Origin of the sequence: Paenibacillus agaridevorans (genome assembly GCF_018604145.1) — a bacterium.
Taxonomy (GTDB): Bacteria; Bacillota; Bacilli; order Paenibacillales; family Paenibacillaceae; genus Pristimantibacillus; species Pristimantibacillus agaridevorans.
Window position 1 is genome coordinate 4,847,893 of record NZ_CP075889.1, and the last position, 19,527, is coordinate 4,867,419.

General features: G+C 50.6%; 10 protein-coding genes. All 10 read right to left on the reverse strand.

The window, feature by feature from the left end; genetic code table 11:
• Positions 1 to 63: 63 nt before the first annotated feature.
• Positions 64 to 1,422 carry an ABC transporter substrate-binding protein gene (locus KJW29_RS19795; RefSeq protein WP_214625850.1) on the reverse strand — a complete coding sequence of 453 codons (1,359 nt, stop codon included), beginning with the start codon at positions 1,420 to 1,422 and terminating at the stop codon, positions 64 to 66.
• A 102-nt stretch (positions 1,423 to 1,524) separates the two neighbouring features.
• Positions 1,525 to 2,982: a response regulator transcription factor gene (locus tag KJW29_RS19800; RefSeq protein WP_214625851.1), complete on the reverse strand. Its 1,458-nt coding sequence runs from the start codon at positions 2,980 to 2,982 to the stop codon at positions 1,525 to 1,527.
• Positions 2,954 to 4,783 carry a sensor histidine kinase gene (locus tag KJW29_RS19805; RefSeq protein ID WP_214625852.1) on the reverse strand — a complete coding sequence of 610 codons (1,830 nt, stop codon included), beginning with the start codon at positions 4,781 to 4,783 and terminating at the stop codon, positions 2,954 to 2,956. Before KJW29_RS19805 ends, KJW29_RS19800 begins: the two co-directional genes overlap by 29 nt.
• A 200-nt stretch (positions 4,784 to 4,983) precedes the next feature.
• Positions 4,984 to 6,573, reverse strand: coding sequence for an extracellular solute-binding protein (locus KJW29_RS19810; RefSeq protein ID WP_214625853.1), 1,590 nt, complete (start codon positions 6,571 to 6,573; stop codon positions 4,984 to 4,986).
• A gap of 38 nt (positions 6,574 to 6,611) precedes the next feature.
• The gene (locus KJW29_RS19815; protein ID WP_214625854.1) at positions 6,612 to 7,484 is read right to left on the reverse strand and encodes a carbohydrate ABC transporter permease; all 873 of its coding nucleotides are present in this window, start codon (positions 7,482 to 7,484) and stop codon (positions 6,612 to 6,614) included.
• 69 nt (positions 7,485 to 7,553) lie between these two features.
• Positions 7,554 to 8,516, reverse strand: coding sequence for an ABC transporter permease (locus tag KJW29_RS19820; protein ID WP_246608293.1), 963 nt, complete (start codon positions 8,514 to 8,516; stop codon positions 7,554 to 7,556).
• Between the two features lie 195 nt (positions 8,517 to 8,711).
• Positions 8,712 to 10,538: a sensor histidine kinase gene (locus KJW29_RS19825; protein ID WP_214625855.1), complete on the reverse strand. Its 1,827-nt coding sequence runs from the start codon at positions 10,536 to 10,538 to the stop codon at positions 8,712 to 8,714.
• Positions 10,535 to 11,797, reverse strand: a complete 1,263-nt coding sequence (locus KJW29_RS19830; RefSeq protein ID WP_214625856.1) for a response regulator — start codon at positions 11,795 to 11,797, stop codon at positions 10,535 to 10,537. Before KJW29_RS19830 ends, KJW29_RS19825 begins: the two co-directional genes overlap by 4 nt.
• Positions 11,798 to 12,004: 207 nt before the next feature.
• Complete coding sequence (locus tag KJW29_RS19835) at positions 12,005 to 17,671, reverse strand: S-layer homology domain-containing protein (RefSeq protein ID WP_214625857.1); 5,667 nt, start codon at positions 17,669 to 17,671, stop codon at positions 12,005 to 12,007.
• 226 nt (positions 17,672 to 17,897) lie between these two features.
• Positions 17,898 to 19,436: a glutamine-hydrolyzing GMP synthase gene (gene guaA / locus KJW29_RS19840; RefSeq protein WP_214625858.1), complete on the reverse strand. Its 1,539-nt coding sequence runs from the start codon at positions 19,434 to 19,436 to the stop codon at positions 17,898 to 17,900.
• Positions 19,437 to 19,527 lie beyond the last annotated feature (91 nt).

The window sequence follows — 19,527 nt, forward strand, 5'->3', positions numbered from 1 at the left end:
GCCTTTCTCTATAAGTTGGAAGAAACGCAGGTTTCTAGTCCGCGCTTCTCCCGAGCATTGCCGTTATTGCGATGAAGTTTTCAAATTTGCGTTATGAACCCGCGCCAATTCCTTGGCGCCTTCCTCCGGAGTCAGCTTTCGGGAAAACACATTGTCGTAGATGGCCTGCTGTTCGCTTCCCGTCTTCCGATCCAGACGGCTTAAGCCCAGCGGAAGGTCCCCGAACATAACCCGCTTGATCGAATCCAGATCATAGGTATCCTCTACGCCTTTAAACATGAGAGCAACAGCTTCGTCGACAGGGAAATCCTTGGATGCAGGCACTCTTCCGCCAGCCGCCATCGGCAGCATGCCGCTATCCGCGTACCATTTGATAAACTTCTGCGCGGCTTCCGGATGTTTGGTACGGGGGTTTATCGAGATCACGTCGCCCAGACCGCCGGCGTTAATGTAATCGGATTGATCCTTGTTCACTCTGGGAGCCGGCGCTGCCGCCACCTTGAACGTCCGTGGATATTCCGCCATATTGTTCGTCGTGCGGAAAACTTGGTTGGTGGAAAACAGCATGGCCGTTTCGCCTTTCACAAACATCTGGTCCAATGCGGGCTTGGACGTTATCTGCTCCGTATGGGGCATCAAACTTTTGTCCGTGAACATCATGTCCGTATACACCTGCAGCGTTTTGACCGTCAGCGGATTATCGAAAGCCGAGGTGCCGTCCGGGTTGGTTAAGGTCAGGCTCTTTTTCAGCATGGAACCGTTGATAGGCACATTGAAGTAGTAATCGCTTTGCGCCAATCCCCAAACGTTGTCATCCTTCAACTTGGCTGCATATTCCCGAAACTCGTCCAGTCCCCATTCCGTCGGAACCGGCAGTCCTTTGGCATCGAGCATATCCTTGTTAAGCCAGACAAAGGACGGCCCCTTCGAGGTAGGTACGCCGTAATATTTGTCGTCCACCTTCCACAAAGCGGCTCCTTCGCCCATTTTTTCTTCCACGCCGAAATCGGTGAAATCGCCTACATCAAGCGCGTTGCCCGCTTTGACCCGCTTCTCGTAGAGGCTGTAATCATAGCTGACATACATGTCCACGGGCTGACTCGACACGAGCGCCGTATCCAGCTTCAGATTGCCGGCTTCGTCGTTGACGAACCGCACATATTCCACCTGGATATCCGGATTTTCTTTGTTCCAGTTGTCGACGACTGTCTGAGGCCCGTTCTCCACCGGCACAGCTCCCCAAAAGGTGAGCTTGATTGGATCAGCGCTTGCCGTCGCGCCGGGTTTGGCGCTAGGGGATGATGCCGGCCCCTCCGTTCCGCCGTTTCCATTCCCGTTTCCGTTTCCGCTGCAGCCGGCAAGCATGAGAGACGCCACTACAGACCATGCCACGCCTGCGGCCAACCACTTTCTGTTTTTCATTGTTCTTGCAACCTCCCTAATGAGATGTTTGTTACATCCCAACTATATCAATTGGCTCCCGGGCCAATAAGGGACGAAACTTGCCGATTAGCCGTACAAAACTTACTTATTCTTGTCTCTCCTGAAGGAGCTGGGCGTTTGTCCGGTCATACGTTTGAATGTTTTGATAAAGTAGGCATCGTCGGCAAAACCCGTCTGGCTTGCGATTTCTTCCACGCTCAATTTGGAATAAAGCAAAAGGCGTTTGGCTTGCTCGATCCGGATGTTTCGCAAATAAGCTATGGGAGTCAGCCCTGTTTTTTTGCCGAATATGGTGCTTAGATAGTCCACGTTGATAGCGACCAGCTTGGCCAAGTCAGTCACCTTCATATTTTCCCTGTAGTGCTCCAGCATATATTGAATAACCCGGTTAACCTCCGGATGGTCCGTATAGCTTACTTTCTCCTCCTGCTTCCGCCTAATGTGCTCCTGTATCGTCTGTTGCACTTGTGCGAGCAGCGATTCGTGGCTCATCGCGGCGTTGACGTACGCCTCGTCCTTGTACAAATCCGCGCCTTCCTCCGCATTCCTTCCGGCTAACATTTCCAATACATGCAGCAAGCGGACAGCCAGTTGCTTCACGTCGATATGCGAGAACGACATCCGCTTCATGCTCTCCCAGATCAAGGCAGCCGTCTCGGCGCATTTGGCTGCATTGCGTTCCTCGAATGCGCGCACCAGCGCCGCCTCCAGCTCGCCGATTGGCGGCAGCGCCGTCTCCTCCCCGACAGGCAGCTCCATGATGTCATACCAGCTGCCGTTCAATTGGTTCAGCACTCGCCGCCACTCCCGGGCGAATTGTTCCAGACCGCCGTCCGCCGCCGGCTCGCCGGGACGGCAGAACCCGCTGTCGCAAGCCTGGCCAGCCTTGTCGGGGAAGCTCCAGCAGAAGAAGGTCGTCTGCCCGCCGTCGCAAAAGGATTGCACCAGCAGATACTCCTCCGTCCGGATTCCCGCCTGATGGGGAAGCGCGGGATCGGCTCCGCTCAATACTGCTGCAATACTAAGCCTCAGACTATGGAATTTGCCGGCGGCTGCGGGCAGCGCGATCGGCGCTGCATGCGCAGGCACGCGATTTCCGCTGATTTCCGCCCAGATTCTATGATACAGCGGATACAGCGCCTCCCCCGCTTCCTTCAGCTCCCCCAGCAATTCCTCCCTGATCCTAGCCAGATTCTCCAATAGAACCTCATCACTCAGCGATAGCTTAAGCAAATAATTAAAGGCTCCGTATTGAAGCGCGTCGCGCGCATAATCAAATTGGTTCATGGCCGTCAACATAATAAACCGGCTGCGGATTCCGGCCTTCCGCGTTTCCTTAAGCAATTCAATCCCGTCCATGCCAGGCATGACAATATCGGCAATGACCACATCCGGCTTCCACTCCAAAATGGCCTCCAAAGCCTCCTTGCCGGTCCCCGCCTCGCCCGCAACGCAGAAGCCGTGGCTTTCCCAGTCCAGCGTTTCCCGAATCGCCTCGCGGACATAACCTTCATCTTCCACCAGCAAAACCGTCCACATGGCCACTATCCCCCTTCTCTGAATAAGGCGCGGCAATCAGTAATGGCAATCGAATCCTGACCGTCGTTCCTTGCTCCCCGGAAATAATCTCGAGATTGCCCTCCCGCTTGAACAGCAGTTGCAGCCGCTCCCTCAAATTGCTCAGCCCGATCCCGTGACCGCTGCGCCTGCCGGTCCTTGCAGCCGCCTTCTCCATGCCCATGCCGTTATCCGCCACTTTCAGCACAAGCTCGTTTCCCTCCGCGCGGGCCCCGACCCGAATGATGCCGCGACCTTCGGAGGCGTCGAAACCATGGACGATGCAATTCTCGACAAGCGGCTGCAAGCTAAGCTTGGGGACGAGCGCGTATTGCACCGCCTCCTCCGCCTCGTACACCATTGTAAATTGCTCCCGAAAGCGTAATACCTGAATCGATTCGTACGAACGCAGCAGCTTGATTTCTTCCTTCAAGGCAATCAACTCAATATCTGAATTGAGACAGGCTTCCAGGATGGACCCCAGCGAGGTGCAGATGCCGGCAATAGCGCTCTGCTTTTCTTTTCTTGCCATCCATTTAACCGTGTTCAGGGTATTCAGCAGAAAATGCGGATTCATCTGAAACAGCAGCATCTGGAAGCGGACAACCTGCTTTTGCCGCTCCTCCTGTTTCAGCCTGTCAATAAGTTCGATGACATCGTCTATCATCCGGTTAAAGCTTTCGCCAAGCGATCGTACCTCGACAGTCGCTCCTGCGCCCACGGATATTTTTACATTCAGTTTTTTGTCCGAGGCTTCCTCCATACTGCGCTTCAGAACATCGAGCGGCTTTGTCATACGCGTTGCCAAAAAGAAAGTAACCAGCACAAAAACGACCACCAGCACGCCCAAAAACAAATAAACGATTAGCCTGAGCCGCTGAACCTCCTGTTGCAGCTCGCTTAAGGGCATTTGGCTGACCACATACCAGTCCAGCTCTTCCACATAGCTGTAATGGACCATCGTCAAAGCTTTTGAATCCTTGTAGTGTCCTTCCTTCTCCCGGGCTGAGATCATTCTGTCCATATCGTTCGGGCCAAAGGAGGTATCCGCGTTCTGCAGCACGGTTTCCCCCTCGCCGGTAAAGATAGTCAGATCGCGGCTGGCCGGGCTGTCTTTTAACGTGTTACGGAACCATTCCTGTATGTTGATGCTGATGCGCGCCAGCCCGTATTTCCCCCTGAGTTGGTCATCGAGCAGCGTGTACAGGCTGAGCAGCTTGTCCCCCTGGCTGTCCTTTATATCATTCCAGTCATCGGCTACCCAGCGGTAAGGACGTGCGCCAACCTGCAGTCTGTCCTGCCAGGCTTGCAATTCCGCCAGATCATTGGTCAGCTGCGCGTTGGGGGCGTACGATGTATATACATGGCCTTTGCGGTCAATAAAACGAAAATAAAGCTCCGTTTGATGGAAAAAGAAGCTGTTGTTTATGCCGAACATCTTGCTCTCGATCACTTTTTTTCTGTGGAGAGGATCGTAGTTATCCGGGTCATACATAATCTGAATCAGGCTTTCGTCCTGACTCAGCATGGTATTGGCCTTATAGGCAAACGCCATCATATCGGTGAGAGAGGTATGAACCTGCTGCATGCGCTCGGACATGCGCTCCATCATATCCTGCTGCCGGATGGATTCGAAATGCTGGAATAACCAAAAAATGGCGATGCACAAAGGAAGCATCAAAAGGAGAATATAAGCCGTAAAAAGTCTGTATTTTAACGTGTTCGGAAGCCACTTCCGCCATTTCCGCGCCATCTCCGACTCACTCCCCGCCGATATAGTCATGTCTCCAATTCATCCTTTTTATTGTAACATGCCTTAGAGCGGGGACGGCATGCCGAAAACTTGCAACTTCGTATGACAATTCCTAGAACTGGACAGCTTGCGATACTCCTCCTAATCCCCGTGGTCATAAGAAAATACTCCCTTCTATTTGCTGAACAACGCAGATAGTAGGGAGTATTTATATGGAGCTACCGCTATTATTATTTTCCGGCTTCCATTTTCTTGATGTACTCGTTCATTTGAGCAACATATTCTTCGCCGCCATTTTTGTACCAGCCTTCAAGCAGCTCATCAAACTTCGTTACCGGTTCGGCGCCCATAATGATTTTCATCGTGGTCTGCTCCCAAAGCTTCGTGTAATCGATAAAATTCGGCTTTTTGGCAGCATCGGGCACAAAGGCGTTGTCCTTTGCCGGAACAACGGTTGCAATCGCCTTCTCAAGCCAAGGAACTACAAGGTCAAGCTGCTCCTTGGACATGCCTACCGACAGGAAGAAGCTGGTGTCATTTGCACGTCTCATACTGGAACGACGGAAGTGGGAAGCCGGCGCCGGAGGATCCATGGCAACCTTGATGCCATCCTTGACTTCATAGTCGATTCCTTCGTAGCCATCTGCCGTTTTCTCCCACATATCATCAGAAATCCATGAATTCAGGACATCCACGATTTTTTGCGGGTTTTTGGCCGTGTTAGTAATGGCCCAGAAGCCCCACAAGCCCGTCGAGGAAGCACCCAGGGAACCGCCTTCCACTGTGCCCTTATCATTTTGCACGAATACATATGCCAATTCGGCTTCCGGGTTATTCGCTTTCAGATCCTTATTGATGCCCACGTAATGGCCTGCGAAGCCAGGGAACACCCCGGTCAAACCTCTGACAAAACGCTCGCGCTGCTTAGCGCTGTCGTTTGTCGCGGAATCCGGATCAAAATATCCGTTTGTATACATTTTGGCCGTAAATTCGAGCGCTTTCTTGTAGTTATCCGTCTTGCGGTCATACAAAGGATTCATATACTCGAATTCTCCGCCGCTGGAAGCTTGCCAGCCGGTCAGACCGAAAGCTCCCGGCACGATGACTTCCAATACCTTATTAGTTGCATTGTATGCACCGCCATACCCGTAAGTATCCTTTGTGCCATTGCGGTCCGGGTCTTCGTTGGTAAACTTGTTTAAAATCTCTTCGAACTGAGCCAGCGTAATTTCTCCATTGTCCGGCAGAGTAAAACCGATGTTGTCCAGCCAGTCCTTACGCAAGTAAAAAGCATCATTTCGAACAACAGACGTACGCGGAATACCATAAATATGATCATCCTGTGTCACGCGCAGCTGATCCCAGGAAGCTTGATAAGTATGCCGTTGTAGAAATTCGGCATTTTTCGTGTATTCGTTTACAGGGATAACAATGCCTTCCTTGACCGCATTCAAGAAGTTTGCGTCCGCGGAATCAGGAAAGAGCACGACATCGGGATAATCGTTAGAGGCCAGCATCAGCTGCAATTGCTCGTTGTAGCCCGTAGCCGGCGGCACTACGAATTCCAGCTTGACATTATTTTTCTCTTCCAGCTCGGCAATAAACTTTTTATCGCTTTCCGTCTGCTCCGGCGTATTATAATTTGCCATAACTTTAATCGAGACCGTTTCTTCTTGCTGCGGCGGAGCAGTCGTATTGCCGGGAGACGGACTAGTCCCGCCATTTGTTCCCGAGTCGGTTCCCCCATTGCTGCCTTGCGAACAAGCTGTGACCAATAAAACGAGTATTATTATAACGGCCAATAACGGAGATTTTTTCATGGTATTGCAAACCCCTCTCTACATCGATAAATTTATGATTAGCCTTTCACTGACCCCAACATTATGCCTTTAACAAAATACTTTTGCAGAAACGGGTACACGCACAGAATCGGAACCATAACCAGAACCAAGGTTGCATACTTGATCGTTTCGCTGGTCATCATATCATCGCCCATTTCTGCTGCATTCGCCGTTTGAGCAATCGCGCTTGCTCCTTCTATCACCTCCCTCAAGTAAAGCATTAACGGCCAATTCTCGCTGCTGCGAATGTAGATAATCGCGTTAAAGAAATTATTCCAATAAGCAACCGCCGTAAATAAACACAGCGTAGCTATGATCGGCATGGATAATGGAACGACGATACGAAACAAAATATAAGGATCGGAGGCGCCATCCATCTTGGCCGCTTCCTCCAGTTCTTCCGGAAGCGATTCAAAAAAGTTTTTCATCAGGATCAAGTTAAACCCGCTGATCAATGCCGGCAGGATAAGGGCCGACAACGTATCGAGCAATCCCAGTGAGCGCATCAAATAAAAATTCGGGATAAGCCCTCCGTTAAACAGCATCGTAAACAGGACCATCAGCATCAATGCGCTGCGTCCCTTCAATATCTTTTTGGACAACGGATATGCGGTCAGAATATACAGCAAAATTCCGATGCCTACTCCTAATGCCGTAACGATTATCGTATTGAGATAGCTACGCCATAACAAGTCCTTCGCCATGATGTATTTGTAGGCGCTTAATGTGAATTCTTGCGGCCATATCATCATGGGATTATTGACATAAGCGTTGTAGGAGCTGAACGATACCGAAGCAACATTTAAAAATGGATACAACATAATCAAACAAACCAGCGCAATCAGAACGTAATTTACAATGTCGAACGGTTCCGGTCTTTTTCGGATCATAAGTTTTCTCCTGTTAGTTCAAGGAATTACTCCGTAATGGGTAGCGGACTTTTTGAACAACCTCTATAATTACCAAAGTTGTTTGCCGAAGAAGCGCGCAATCCGGTTGGCCAGCAGCACCATGACCAAGCCTACTACAGCTTTAAACAAACCTACGGCGGCCGCGAAAGCCATTCGTCCGTCTATGAGTCCGATCCGGTACGTGTAGGTTTCGAAAACATCCGCTACGTCATAGGTCGATGGATTATACAGCAGGAATACTTGTTCGAATCCATTGTCCAGAATATGTCCCATCTGCAGGACGAGCAATACGGTAATGGTCGTGGCGATGCCCGGCAATGTAATGTACCGAACTTGCTGCATGCGTGTCGCGCCGTCCATCTTGGCCGATTCGTACAAGGTGGGATCGATTCCGGTCATCGCGGCCAGATAGATGATCGTCCCCCAGCCAGCCGATTTCCAGACCTCCGCCGATACGAGAATCGTCCGGAAATACTCCGGCTTCAGCAGGAACGAAACCGGGTCGTAACCCATTTCCTTTATCATGTAATTGACTGGCCCCGTCGAAGGCGACAAAAAGTTAATTACCATTCCCGCGAGCACAACCCACGAAATAAAATGAGGCAGGTACAGAATCGTCTGGCTGACTCGCTTAAAGATCAGGTTCCTGATCTCATTAAGCATAAGGGCCAATAGGATCGGCGCCGGAAAACCAAACAAAATCTGATAGAAGCTGAGCAAAAGCGAATTACGCAGCACCTTGTAAAAGTTTGAGGACTGAAACAAGTATTGAAAGTTTTCCAGGCCTACCCAGGAGCTATCCCATATGCCCCGAACGATGCTAAAGTCCTTAAAAGCAATGACGATTCCAAACATCGGGATATACTTGAAAATGATTAAATAAGAGATACCCGGTATTAGAAATAGATACAGCCATTTATTTTTCGCAAAATGACTGAATGACGAACCGATCTTCATCGTCCTTGGATGCCCTGAGGCTTGCAGGACGTCGACGGTTTCCTCTTGCCTCATCTAGTGCCACCTCCTCTCTGTCGGGAATATAGCGGTCCGACATTCGACTTTTGTTCGCTGCCTTTAACCGCTTGTTCGTTCCTCTTACCTAAAGGATAGGTTTGATAGAACTTTCAAACAATCCCGCTGCATCTACATTTGAGGTGACAAATTTATCTCCTGAGACTGAAAACACTTTCAATCGAACTTCTTCAGCTAGCCTTGAACAGGATTTGCTCCCGCCTGCAGCAAAGGTATCGTCATCTCAACAATGGTCCCTGCCTTGGCTCTGCTGCGGACCGTTAGCCCATACTGCTCTCCGAAGGCCAGTCTGATTCGCTGATTGACATTTCTTAGGCCAATATGCTCATTCTCTTGCAGATGATCCCTGCGGAAGCTTTCATTTAGCTGCATGACGGCAAGCGAAGGTATGCCAATGCCATTATCCAATATCCGAACAACGATGACCCCTTCTCGGGTAAATATGCGAATTCGAATAATCCCCTTGTGCGGACTGTGTTTTATTCCGTAATAAATCGCGTTTTCTACGATCGGCTGCAGCGTGAGCTTCACGATTCTGCATTCCAATAAGCGGTCTTCCACCTGGCAATCGAAGATAAACCTATCCTTATAGCGAATCATTTGCATCTCCATGTAAAGCCGCACGTGCTCGATCTCCTTCCGAATAGGAACGAGATCCTCCTTCGTTTCCAGCGTCAGTCGCAATAACGTGGACAAGGACAGCAGCATCTGCGTCGCTTCGTTATTTCTGCCGGTCAGTCTAACCACCTTCCAATTAATTGTTTCCAGTGTATTAAACAGAAAGTGGGGATTGATCTGAGCCTGCAGCGCAATGGCCTGCGCCTTGCGGAGCAGTTCATACTTCTCCTTAAGCTTAACTTCGAAATTTTGTCCTTGATGGAATGAATTAGAAATATTGCTTAAAATGTAACCCGTCTCGTTCCATGACGTTGTAGCCGAGTCCTTGTTCAACATCATAAAAGGGTTATCCTTATGTTCGATAAGCGAAAGAATTTGCCGAATCGGACGATAACCTCTTGCCGCAATGATAAAAGCCAAAACAATCGAGGATATAGCGCTTACGGTAAGCACTACAACCATAAGCTCGATAATGCGGGTCCGCTCCGCATGATAAGCCTCTAAAGGGACGAGCGATACATATTTCCAGTTTTTAATGGACCGCGATGGCTGTACCGAGACTACCTGCTCCCGACCGTCCTGCTTCACGATTCGGGAATTGAACCCTTCCGCCACCAGCCTGTACAATGCCGGGTCCGCTTCTTCGAGTTTTTCATTTAGTTTGCTTGTATCCCTGCCGAACATAATGCGGTTCTGCTCGTCCAAAATAATGACATTTTGCTGCTGATCAGTAGGACCGAGCAGCGCCTTCAAGCTCTGAACGTTCATATTGATTCGTATCGAACCAACGCCGTTCTGCGCCTCGACGCCAGGAGACATCTTGTTGATGAAGGTCAACAGCGTTTTATCTCCGCTAGCCGCTTGATCAGTCATCCAATAGTAAGGTTGATCCCGGTTGATCTGATCATTGCGCCATGAATGATAATAATCGTTGGATAATCCGCCTCCCGCGTCGGCGGTTACTTGATAATCATGAAATCCGGAATGAATGAAGATGGAATCAATATAGGAGCTTGTCAGCTTGACCATTTGCAGAACTTGTTGAATTCGCAAGATCAATACGGCTTCATCATACTTAAGCGGTTCGGACAGCTTACTGCTTTGAAGCTGAATGACGTCGGGGTCGGATTTCAATCTGACGGAGAGTTGCTCGACATCGAATAAAATCATGTCAAAGGAGTCTCTTATTCTAGCCAGCTCATGAAAGGAGGACTTTTCTATCTCTACCCGCATGTCTTTATCGTTATGGGTATATACAATCAAACTGATGATAACCATCGGTACGATAATCAAAGTCATAATGAGAATGAAATTCCGCCATAATATACTGTTGAATTTATACTGCCGTATATAACTCCACCATTGCATGATTGCCGTCTTCATAGCTGATCCCTGTATTCGGAAGGTGTAAATCCGGTCTGCCGCTTAAATAGCTTGTGAAAATACTTTGTGTTCTTATATCCCACAAGATATCCGATTTCATATACCTTATATTTCGGATCCCTCAAATAATCCACGGCCTTCTTTATCCGCAAGTCGATGACGTAGTCGGAATAGGTCTGCCCTGTTTCCTGCTTGAACAGCCTGCTGAAATAGACCGGATTAAGTCCGACATGCATCGATACGCTTGTTAACGTCAGATCCATCTCAAAGTACTCTGCAATGTAGTGCTTAGCCGATCGGATAATGATCCGGTCATTATTGTCATTACGGGTCTCTCCCTCAGAAGGAGTCTGCACTTCTATATCCAGCACGGGCGACTGCTCCTCATTGCGGGTCAATAGCGCCAGCAAGCTTGGATAGATCTCCATTTGGTCCAGGCGGACCGTTAAACCCAATAAAGAGGACACCGAACGCTGAATTTGCAAAAAATATTGCTCTACCCGCTTCTGGAAGTCATCCGAGGCGCAATCGTTTAATGCATTGCAAATGATGACGAACTTGCCGCTCTCTCTATGAATACAAACATAATTGATTCGATCATATTCCTTGGTAATCGCGATGCTGATCGCTTGACGTTTTTCCGGCTCTCGCTGACTATTTCCTTCAACAGGCAAGCCAGACCAGCAAACGGTCATCAAGGAAGTCCGAGCTTTAGCGGGATCAATATCAAGCGACAGCTGCCGAAGCTTGCGGCTTAGCTCACCCTCGTCCTTGCTCCACCCTTCGCCAAATAAAAGATTGAAAAAAAATTGCTCCATCAGAAGCTGTTTAAGCGTTTTGACATGCTGGTTCTGAATGAGCTGCTGCTCGCGCGCCCGCCGCTCCTCATCCAATTCCTGTGCCAATCTCTTAAACACCGCCTCAACCTCATCCAGATCAGTCGGTTTCAGAAAGTAATGAACCACATTGTAGCGGATCGCTTCTCTGGCTAGCGCGAACTCTTGAAATCCGCTCAATATGATGACTTTGATTTCGAGTTTGTTTTCATATACATACCTTGCTACATCTATCCCGCTCGCAAAAACCATCTTAATATCCGTCAGAATGACATCCACTCGATGCGCTTGCAAATAGGAGATGGCGTCGCTTCCGTCGGGCAGCTTGGCCATCACGGAAAAGCCCAAACTGGTCCAATCTATCATATCTGCCAATCCTTCTCTAATATCTTCCTCGTCGTCTACGATTAACAGATTATACAATTGGAAGACCTCCTCTATGGTGCAATTAAGAAAAATCGTAAGCGCTATCATTCGCTTTACTCATTATAATTGTGCCCTTTCTGCTGAAACAAGACAACAACGTTTACTTTTAGGGGTGGGATTGCTACCTGAGTCCTTCCTGGAGGACCAAATAGGAGAAGGGGCTATCCCGTATTAGGAAGCCCCTTGATTTTGTGTCTCCGCTGATCAGCGGGCGGATTCCACCTGCTTTAAAACTTTCGCCAGCACGCTAAATGCTTGCCCGCGGGTCGCAGGAGCGTTCGGTCTAAAGCTTCCGTCGGGAAAACCTTTTACGATTCCCGCTTCGGCCGCGCGAGCAATCGCCTGCAACGCCCATGCAGAAATTGCGCTTTGATCTGTAAAATTGGCATCGCTTCCGTAATCGCCAAAACCCAATAATCTCATCAGGATGACGGCCATCTGCTCCCGGGACAAAGGCTCATCCGCTCCAAACCGATTGTCGCCGAGACCGCTTATCCACCCTAATTCATAGGTAATAGAAATCTGTTCCTTCGCCCAATGCCCCTCGGTATCCGCAAACACCTTGTTCGCTTCAGCCTGCGGAGCCAATGCGCGAACAATCAGCGTAATGAACTCGGCACGGGAAATGTTTTTCTCCGTTCTGACGCTGCCATCCGGGTATCCGGTGACGATGCCGCTCTCGGCAAGCTCCATGATGGCCTGCTCAGCCCAGTGGCCCGACAAATCCGTAAAGACGGTCGGCTGTGTCTCCTTGTCTCCGGATAAATCGCCATCGGGTTCAGTTGGATCGTCTGTACCTTCCAAATCTTCATCGGAAGGCGGCTCTCCCTTATCCTCTTCCGAATCTTCATCCGTATCGCCCGCGTCCGGTCCGTTACCCCCGCCTTGATCGGGATCCGGATTCGGGGCTTGATCGACAATCGCTTCGAACGGATGATCGTTAGCTCCGGCGTATTGTTCCGACGTCGATCCCGAATGCCCAATGATCTTTACGCCCTCCGGATTGGAAGCAAGTAAATCATTACCGATCGCGGTTGTCGGACCATCGATTCTTATAGCGGTTAGCGAATTCATTCGGAATGCCGCGTCTCCGATTACGGCTACGCTCCCCGGAATCGCGGCGGAAGTCAGCCCGTTATCCCGGAATGCCGAGTGGCCGATTGCCGTAACGGAAGACGGTATGACGACACTCGTAATCCCCGTGTTCTGAAAGGCGGATGCTCCGATGGAGGTAACGGGCAGACCGGCAATCGATTCCGGTATGCGGACGTCCCCTCTGCCGAGGAAGCCGACAATGGCAGCCTCCCCTTCATGCTCAACATACTGGAAGCTGCCTGAACGAGCGAATAGCCGATCCCAGACCCCAACTACCTGCGGATATACGGTTGCCTGGAGATCATACGCGCTGGTGTAATAAGCCTGATGGGCGACCTCGGAAGGAATGGGCACCGTCAGTACTGCCGTGCCGTCATCCCGTAATTCGCTGTCCAATATAAAGCTATCCAGACTCGTCATCGTTCCGTCGTTCAAACGCTTGAATTCTCCCGTTATTCTTAATCCCCCGAATGCCGTCTTTGTCGGCGTAACCGGGAAGTCCTCCTGCGATACAACGAAACGAAGCGCTTTGGGACTGCTGCTTGTACCGATCTGATTGACCTGTATATCCAACGGATGGTCAATCGGCGCAGGCTTCCATGACTTCGGCATATGGACGGCGACTTGAAAGGTATGCGTCGAATTGTAATCGGCCAGCGGCACGCCTGCAGTCGGCTCCACGACTAGCGTAACGTTGCCATTATTAGGAGCCTCATTATGGCGAATGACCGAATCCAGCTCAAGGACAGATTGATCGGACTTGGTAGTAAGCGAGCCTGTGATTCGTAGACCGTTCAATGTATTTGCAGCAATGGCAACCGGGAAGCTGGATACCGGCACAATGAGCCTGATTTCGTTCCTTCCCGTATTCATGCCGGCGCGATTGACATGGACCGGCAGCAGCTCATGCAGATTGGCCATATTTTCCGGCACATGAACCGTTAACTGGATATCGTGTTCGTCATATTGAGCCAACGGGACCGTGACGGTCGGACGGACTGCGAGCTTGTATGTCTGGTCCTCGCCAATCTCGCTTGAAACGATGACGCTGTTCAACGATCGCAACGTGCCGTCCGCTCGATCGCGCAATGTGCCGGTAATTCGCATATTATCCAGAAGATTCGCGCTCGGCAGCATCGGGAATAAATCTTCCGCCGGTATCACAAAACGGAGCGTTCCGTCCCCGTCATTCGCCTCTTCCTGCTCGGCCCAAGTATGGAACTCCAGAGTTGCGACCTGTTCCTCCGGCTCCTCTACGGACAAACCCGGCCGGGAAAAATCGTATGGCGCCAATTCGCCGCCGCCCAAAATTTCTTTGGATCCATCGGCAAGAGTCGCCGTTAATTGATAATGGAATGACGCTTCGGGATTGTCTACCTTGATCAGGAATTCGTATGGATACCCGATCTTTTCCGCCGTAAAATGCTCATCGCCGATCCTATAATCCATCGTTAGCTTGCTCGTCGCGTCATTTTTGTCACTCACATACACATAAGCATGATAGTTGTCAGGCGATACTTGGATGACATGTCCTTTCCCTCGCACATGCTCTATTACACTACCTTCTGTATCATTCGAAATGGCGTAATTCGCATTCGCGAAAGCGGGCGCCGTCACATCCGGCTTGTGCAGAATAACGGAACGAATCCCTTTAGCGGGAATGCTGATCGTAAACGAGCCGTCCACGACGTTAAGCTGCGTCATCGTGCCATCCGCCTCATATACGTCCGCCACGCCCGTATAGGAGCCAACGGGATCGACTTTATCGCCTAGCGTAATGGTCGAGTTAATCGCTTGATTGCCTTCGTTAATCAGGGCAAGACCGAGCACCCCGTCTTTACGCGCCGCAATATAATCGATTTCGACGGTATCCGGTTCAATAATTCCGCGATCAAGCCATAGCCACATGTCGTCCTCGCCATAAAACGTTCCCGGCGCATGGCCGTATTGATTCGACGTAAAATACGCATAACCCGACTGATGAAGCGATGGGAATTCGATATTCTGCTCGGACTTGGACCATACGCTGTTAATCAGGTAATCCTCGAGCATGCTAATAAATACGGGAATATGATGCCAATAAACCGAGGTATAATCAGGGCCTTCGTAAGGATAGTTTTCCATCATCTGATGAAAGATCACCCGGTCCTGATAATATCCCGCATAATTGCCAAACCGACCTAGCATCGCATGTCTGGCCATCGTTTCAAAGAACGAGTCTTTGGTATAAACGGATAGCTTCGTCAGCATGCCTGCCCAATTGTTCATCGTTATGACATTGCCGTGCCCTGGTGTCTGTGGATGCTCGGTTCCCATCCCTGTTCTTGCGGCAAGCCAGCCGGGAGCGCTAATCGTTTCCAGCACAGGTCCTACCTCTTGCGGCGGCTTGGCCTCCCCATCCACATTACCCAGTCTCCACTTCTGCTCGCCATGCCACCAGAAATCGAATCGTTCGGCAAATAACGGGCGAGGCGCCGTACTCTCATGCGTGACCGTATAACTCGACGAAGGATATCCGTTATGATAACCCTTCATGGTGAGTCCGGTCAGCAGCAGCTGCGCGTTAGCTTCGGCGCCATCCAGATATTTATGCTCTCCGGTAGCTTCGTACGCCGCAATCAGCGTCGCGACCATCGGGATGTAATCGCCGTAAACAAACGAGCTGATAAACAATTTTTCGCGATTCGCTCCCGTATTCGGATTTGCAACCAAATAACGGTCCGCCTGCTGAATCAGCTTTGTGCGGTTTTCTTCGTTCCCGGTATATTTATACATGGCAGCCTGGTCCGCGATTCCCGCGAAGTTTGCCTGCTCGGATACCGAACCTGCCGCAAGATCCAAAAGAACCGGCATTCGGCCTTGGGACATCTCGTACAAACCGCTGTACACATGCGACGAATATTGCGTGACGGGACCGCCTACCGAACTCGGAAGTTCGCCTGCATATTTGGAATCGCCAGTGCCCGTTATTTTGAAATGAGGTCTATTTCGGCTTAACATAAATGCCAACGTAGGAATCGCCCGCTTGTCCAAAATATCCTCGTCGCCAGTCAACAAGTACCGCTGCAGAGCCTCCATGCTGTTGGATACGGTCGTCAAATTTTGTTCTTCCATATTATAGTGGGCCATGTTGACCGGATCCCATCCGCCGTAATCGTCGTCCATCATCAGATCCGTCGCATTATAGATCGCCTCGTTAAGCGAATGGAAGTAATTGCTTCGAATATCCTTTACATTGTACAAATCCTCTGCCACATGTTTGAACGTATCGTACCATGAGCCCGCTTCATAAATAATCCGGTATGAAACCGAATAGCTGCCGCCAGCTTCGAATACGCTTTGCTCTGTTCCGAACATAGGCGCGGTAAATTGAGGGCGGACATCTCCCTGCGGTCCGCGTAATACGAGTCCAAAGCCGGATGTATCCGGATAGGCAACATCCAGCGGCACCGACGACGGATCCATGGCAATGCCCGCCGTTATCTCTTTGCCCTGATAACGAAGATTGCCTTCCGCATAATGAAGTGTAGCCATCGGGGTAAACAAATACGACTCCGGAATGATGGTCGCTTCTGCCGGAACCGCCTTTTTGACATACAGCAACGGCGCCGTTACGGTATCGTATCGTTCGTATTCCGTCTCGTCGCCGTTGAACAGCATAAACGAATAGGAGCCTTCATTCGGAAATGTTGCATCTAATGTCACCTTAGGCTCATAACTCAGATCATCCAGCTCGAATTGAACGCTCAGCTCGGCCTCTGTATTCTCGAAGCTCAGATCGATGCGATTATCGCCCACCTGTTCGAAGTCGCTCGGAATAAACCAGACCGGCACGCCCGTTTTAAAGAAGTTATTAACAAACGTCGTAACCGAGTCCGATCCAAGCGCTACCGCCTGCCTTAGCTGAATAAACTGCTCGCTTTCGCCGACGAACTCGCTGGACAAGGCTGCCATCATCAGGAAGCCGAGCTCCTCCGTCTTGCCCTTTACCTGCAGCCAAACGTCTGCCTCTTTGATGAAAATTTCATTTTGAACGAGGGATTGCTCGACTTCCCCTTGATAGAAAACGACCTTCACCTTCTCATTTTCAATCGTTGCCGTCTTCACCGGGGTGACATCCGCTTTCGCCCACTCCGGGAATTCAGCAGATGGAAGAAAGGAAAACGGATCCTCCGGCTCGGCGATCTCAAGCAAAGCATTTTTATCCTCGGGCGGAACCAGGTCCAGATCTTTGGTCAGGAAAAAACCTTCGTTCCGCGGGAAGAAGGCGGACGTATCCACAAGCGACAGCTCCACAACTCCCGCGTCCAGCTCGAAGGTTCCCGCTTCCGTCCAGCGGAAGCCTTCTTGTCCATGGGTGCCGAACGTCTTATTGACCCGCTGCCCATCGACCTCCACCTGGAACGTTCTGGTCCCCGGCATATTCGTAGCGTAATCCCGGTCACGAACCCACAGCTTATATGTGCCTGCCGATTGAATATTGGCCACGGCTACGGCCGGTTCTCCCTCATCAACCCCCTCGACGAGTCCTATGCTGCGTCCTGTCACATGTTCGCCGGTTAACGTCCATGTTCCGAAGGACACAAAATGCCGGGGAATCAAATAATAATGCTGCTTTTCAGCCAAGACTTCCATGGACGATTCCACAATCGACTCCAAGCTCGAATCCGTGCTTGGATCCATGGTCGAAGCCACCGCTTGTCCAAATGAGCCTGCAGGAACGAGCTGCACGACTATTACTATCATCGCCATCCATACTACTGCCAGTTTTTTCATAAATCCTCCTGTCCCCTTATGTAATCGAGCGTAATAACAAAGGTCCGCTCGTTTCCATGCTAGTTTTGAAAGGGCTTCCAAACAATCCCGCATTTTTTACAATTACGGAGACAGAATTATCTTTTTCATGTAAACCTTCATGAAACTGCTCGTAAAAAACATCAAACAAAAAGCTTGGATAATCTCTTAGTGAAAGAGATTTCCAAGCCCGTTAATTGCATTTTGTTTATTCCCACTCAATCGTGGCTGGCGGCTTCGAGGTAACGTCATACACGATACGGTTGACATTGTCGACTTCGTTAACGATACGAACGGAGATTTTCTCCAGCACGTCCCAAGGGATGCGCGCCCAGTCGGCCGTCATGCCGTCGATGGACGTTACAGCGCGGATGCCTACCGTGTAGGAATACGTGCGAGCGTCGCCCATGACGCCTACGCTCTTCATGTTCGGGAGTGCGGTGAAGTACTGCCAGATCTCGCGGTCGAGACCCGCTTTGGCGATCTCTTCGCGGAGGATCGCATCCGATTCACGCACGATGTGCAGCTTCTCTTCCGTTACCTCGCCAAGGACGCGAATCGCAAGGCCCGGACCCGGGAACGGTTGGCGCCATACGATGGCTTCCGGCAAGCCGCACTCTTCGCCGACTTTGCGCACTTCGTCCTTGAACAGCGCTTTAAGCGGCTCGACGAGTTTGAACTTGATGTCCTCCGGCAAGCCGCCAACGTTATGATGGGACTTGATCGTTTGCGCGGTAGCCGTGCCGCTCTCTACGATATCCGTATACAACGTGCCTTGCGCCAGGAATTCGAAATCGTCCAGCTTGCCCGATTCCTCCTGGAATACATAGATAAATTCGTTGCCGATGATTTTACGTTTTTGCTCGGGATCGTCAACGCCTTTCAGTTTGTCCATAAAGCGGTCGCGCGCGTCGATCTTCAGTACTTTCATATCGAATTTGCCGACGAATGTTTCCATAACGCCTTCCGCTTCGCCCTTGCGCAACAGATTATGGTCGATAAACATACAAGTCAGTTGATCGCCGATCGCCTTGTGAAGCAGAATAGCCACAACGGACGAATCAACGCCGCCGGACAATGCGCAAAGCACTTTTTTGTCGCCGACCTGGTCGCGAATTTCGCGAATCGTATCGTCAATGAACGTTTCCATCGACCAATTGCCGTCGCAATCGCAAATGTTGTACAGGAAGTTGCGGATCATCTCGTTGCCGAACTCCGAGTGGCGCACCTCCGGGTGGAACTGAACCGCGTACAGCTTGCGTTCCTCGTTGCTCATGCCGGCGATTGGCGCGTGCTCCGTGCTTGCATCGACTTTGAAGCCTGCAGGCGGTTCGATGACGAGGTCGCTGTGGCTCATCCATACCGTCTGCACGCGGTCAAGACCGTGCGCAATGTGGCCACCCTCCGCGAATTCCACTTGCGCTTTGCCGTATTCGCGTTTGCCCGCGCGTTCGACTTTGCCGTTTAGCTGGTGGGACATCAATTGCATCCCGTAGCAGATGCCGAAGATCGGCACGTTCAAGTCGTAGATCGCAGGATCTACAAGCGGCGAATTTTCTTCGTATACGCTAGCCGGTCCTCCCGAGAATATGATGCCTTTCGGCGCCAATTCGCGGATCCGTTCCACCGGCGTGTTATATGGCAGCAGTTCGCTGTACACGCCCAAATCCCGAATGCGGCGCGCAATCAGCTGGTTGTATTGTCCTCCGAAATCGAGAACAACGATAATTTCATTTTGCTTCGTCATGACCGAGCCTCCCTCAATTGATGCAGTAATTATACATAAGCCGCTCAAATAGAGTCAAGGTGCGAAGCGCGTTCTTGGGTGCTTCCTTCGA

Excerpts from the sequence above, each read along its gene's own strand:
- KJW29_RS19825 (WP_214625855.1), bottom strand. The coding sequence starts at position 10,538 with ATGAAGACGGCAATCATGCAATGGTGGAGTTATATACGGCAGTATAAA.
- KJW29_RS19805 (WP_214625852.1), bottom strand. The coding sequence starts at position 4,783 with ATGACTATATCGGCGGGGAGTGAGTCGGAGATGGCGCGGAAATGGCGG.
- KJW29_RS19835 (WP_214625857.1), bottom strand. The coding sequence starts at position 17,671 with ATGAAAAAACTGGCAGTAGTATGGATGGCGATGATAGTAATAGTCGTG.
- KJW29_RS19810 (WP_214625853.1), bottom strand. The coding sequence starts at position 6,573 with ATGAAAAAATCTCCGTTATTGGCCGTTATAATAATACTCGTTTTATTG.
- KJW29_RS19800 (WP_214625851.1), bottom strand. The coding sequence starts at position 2,982 with ATGTGGACGGTTTTGCTGGTGGAAGATGAAGGTTATGTCCGCGAGGCG.
- KJW29_RS19815 (WP_214625854.1), bottom strand. The coding sequence starts at position 7,484 with ATGATCCGAAAAAGACCGGAACCGTTCGACATTGTAAATTACGTTCTG.
- KJW29_RS19795 (WP_214625850.1), bottom strand. The coding sequence starts at position 1,422 with ATGAAAAACAGAAAGTGGTTGGCCGCAGGCGTGGCATGGTCTGTAGTG.
- KJW29_RS19820 (WP_246608293.1), bottom strand. The coding sequence starts at position 8,516 with ATGAGGCAAGAGGAAACCGTCGACGTCCTGCAAGCCTCAGGGCATCCA.
- guaA (WP_214625858.1), bottom strand. The coding sequence starts at position 19,436 with ATGACGAAGCAAAATGAAATTATCGTTGTTCTCGATTTCGGAGGACAA.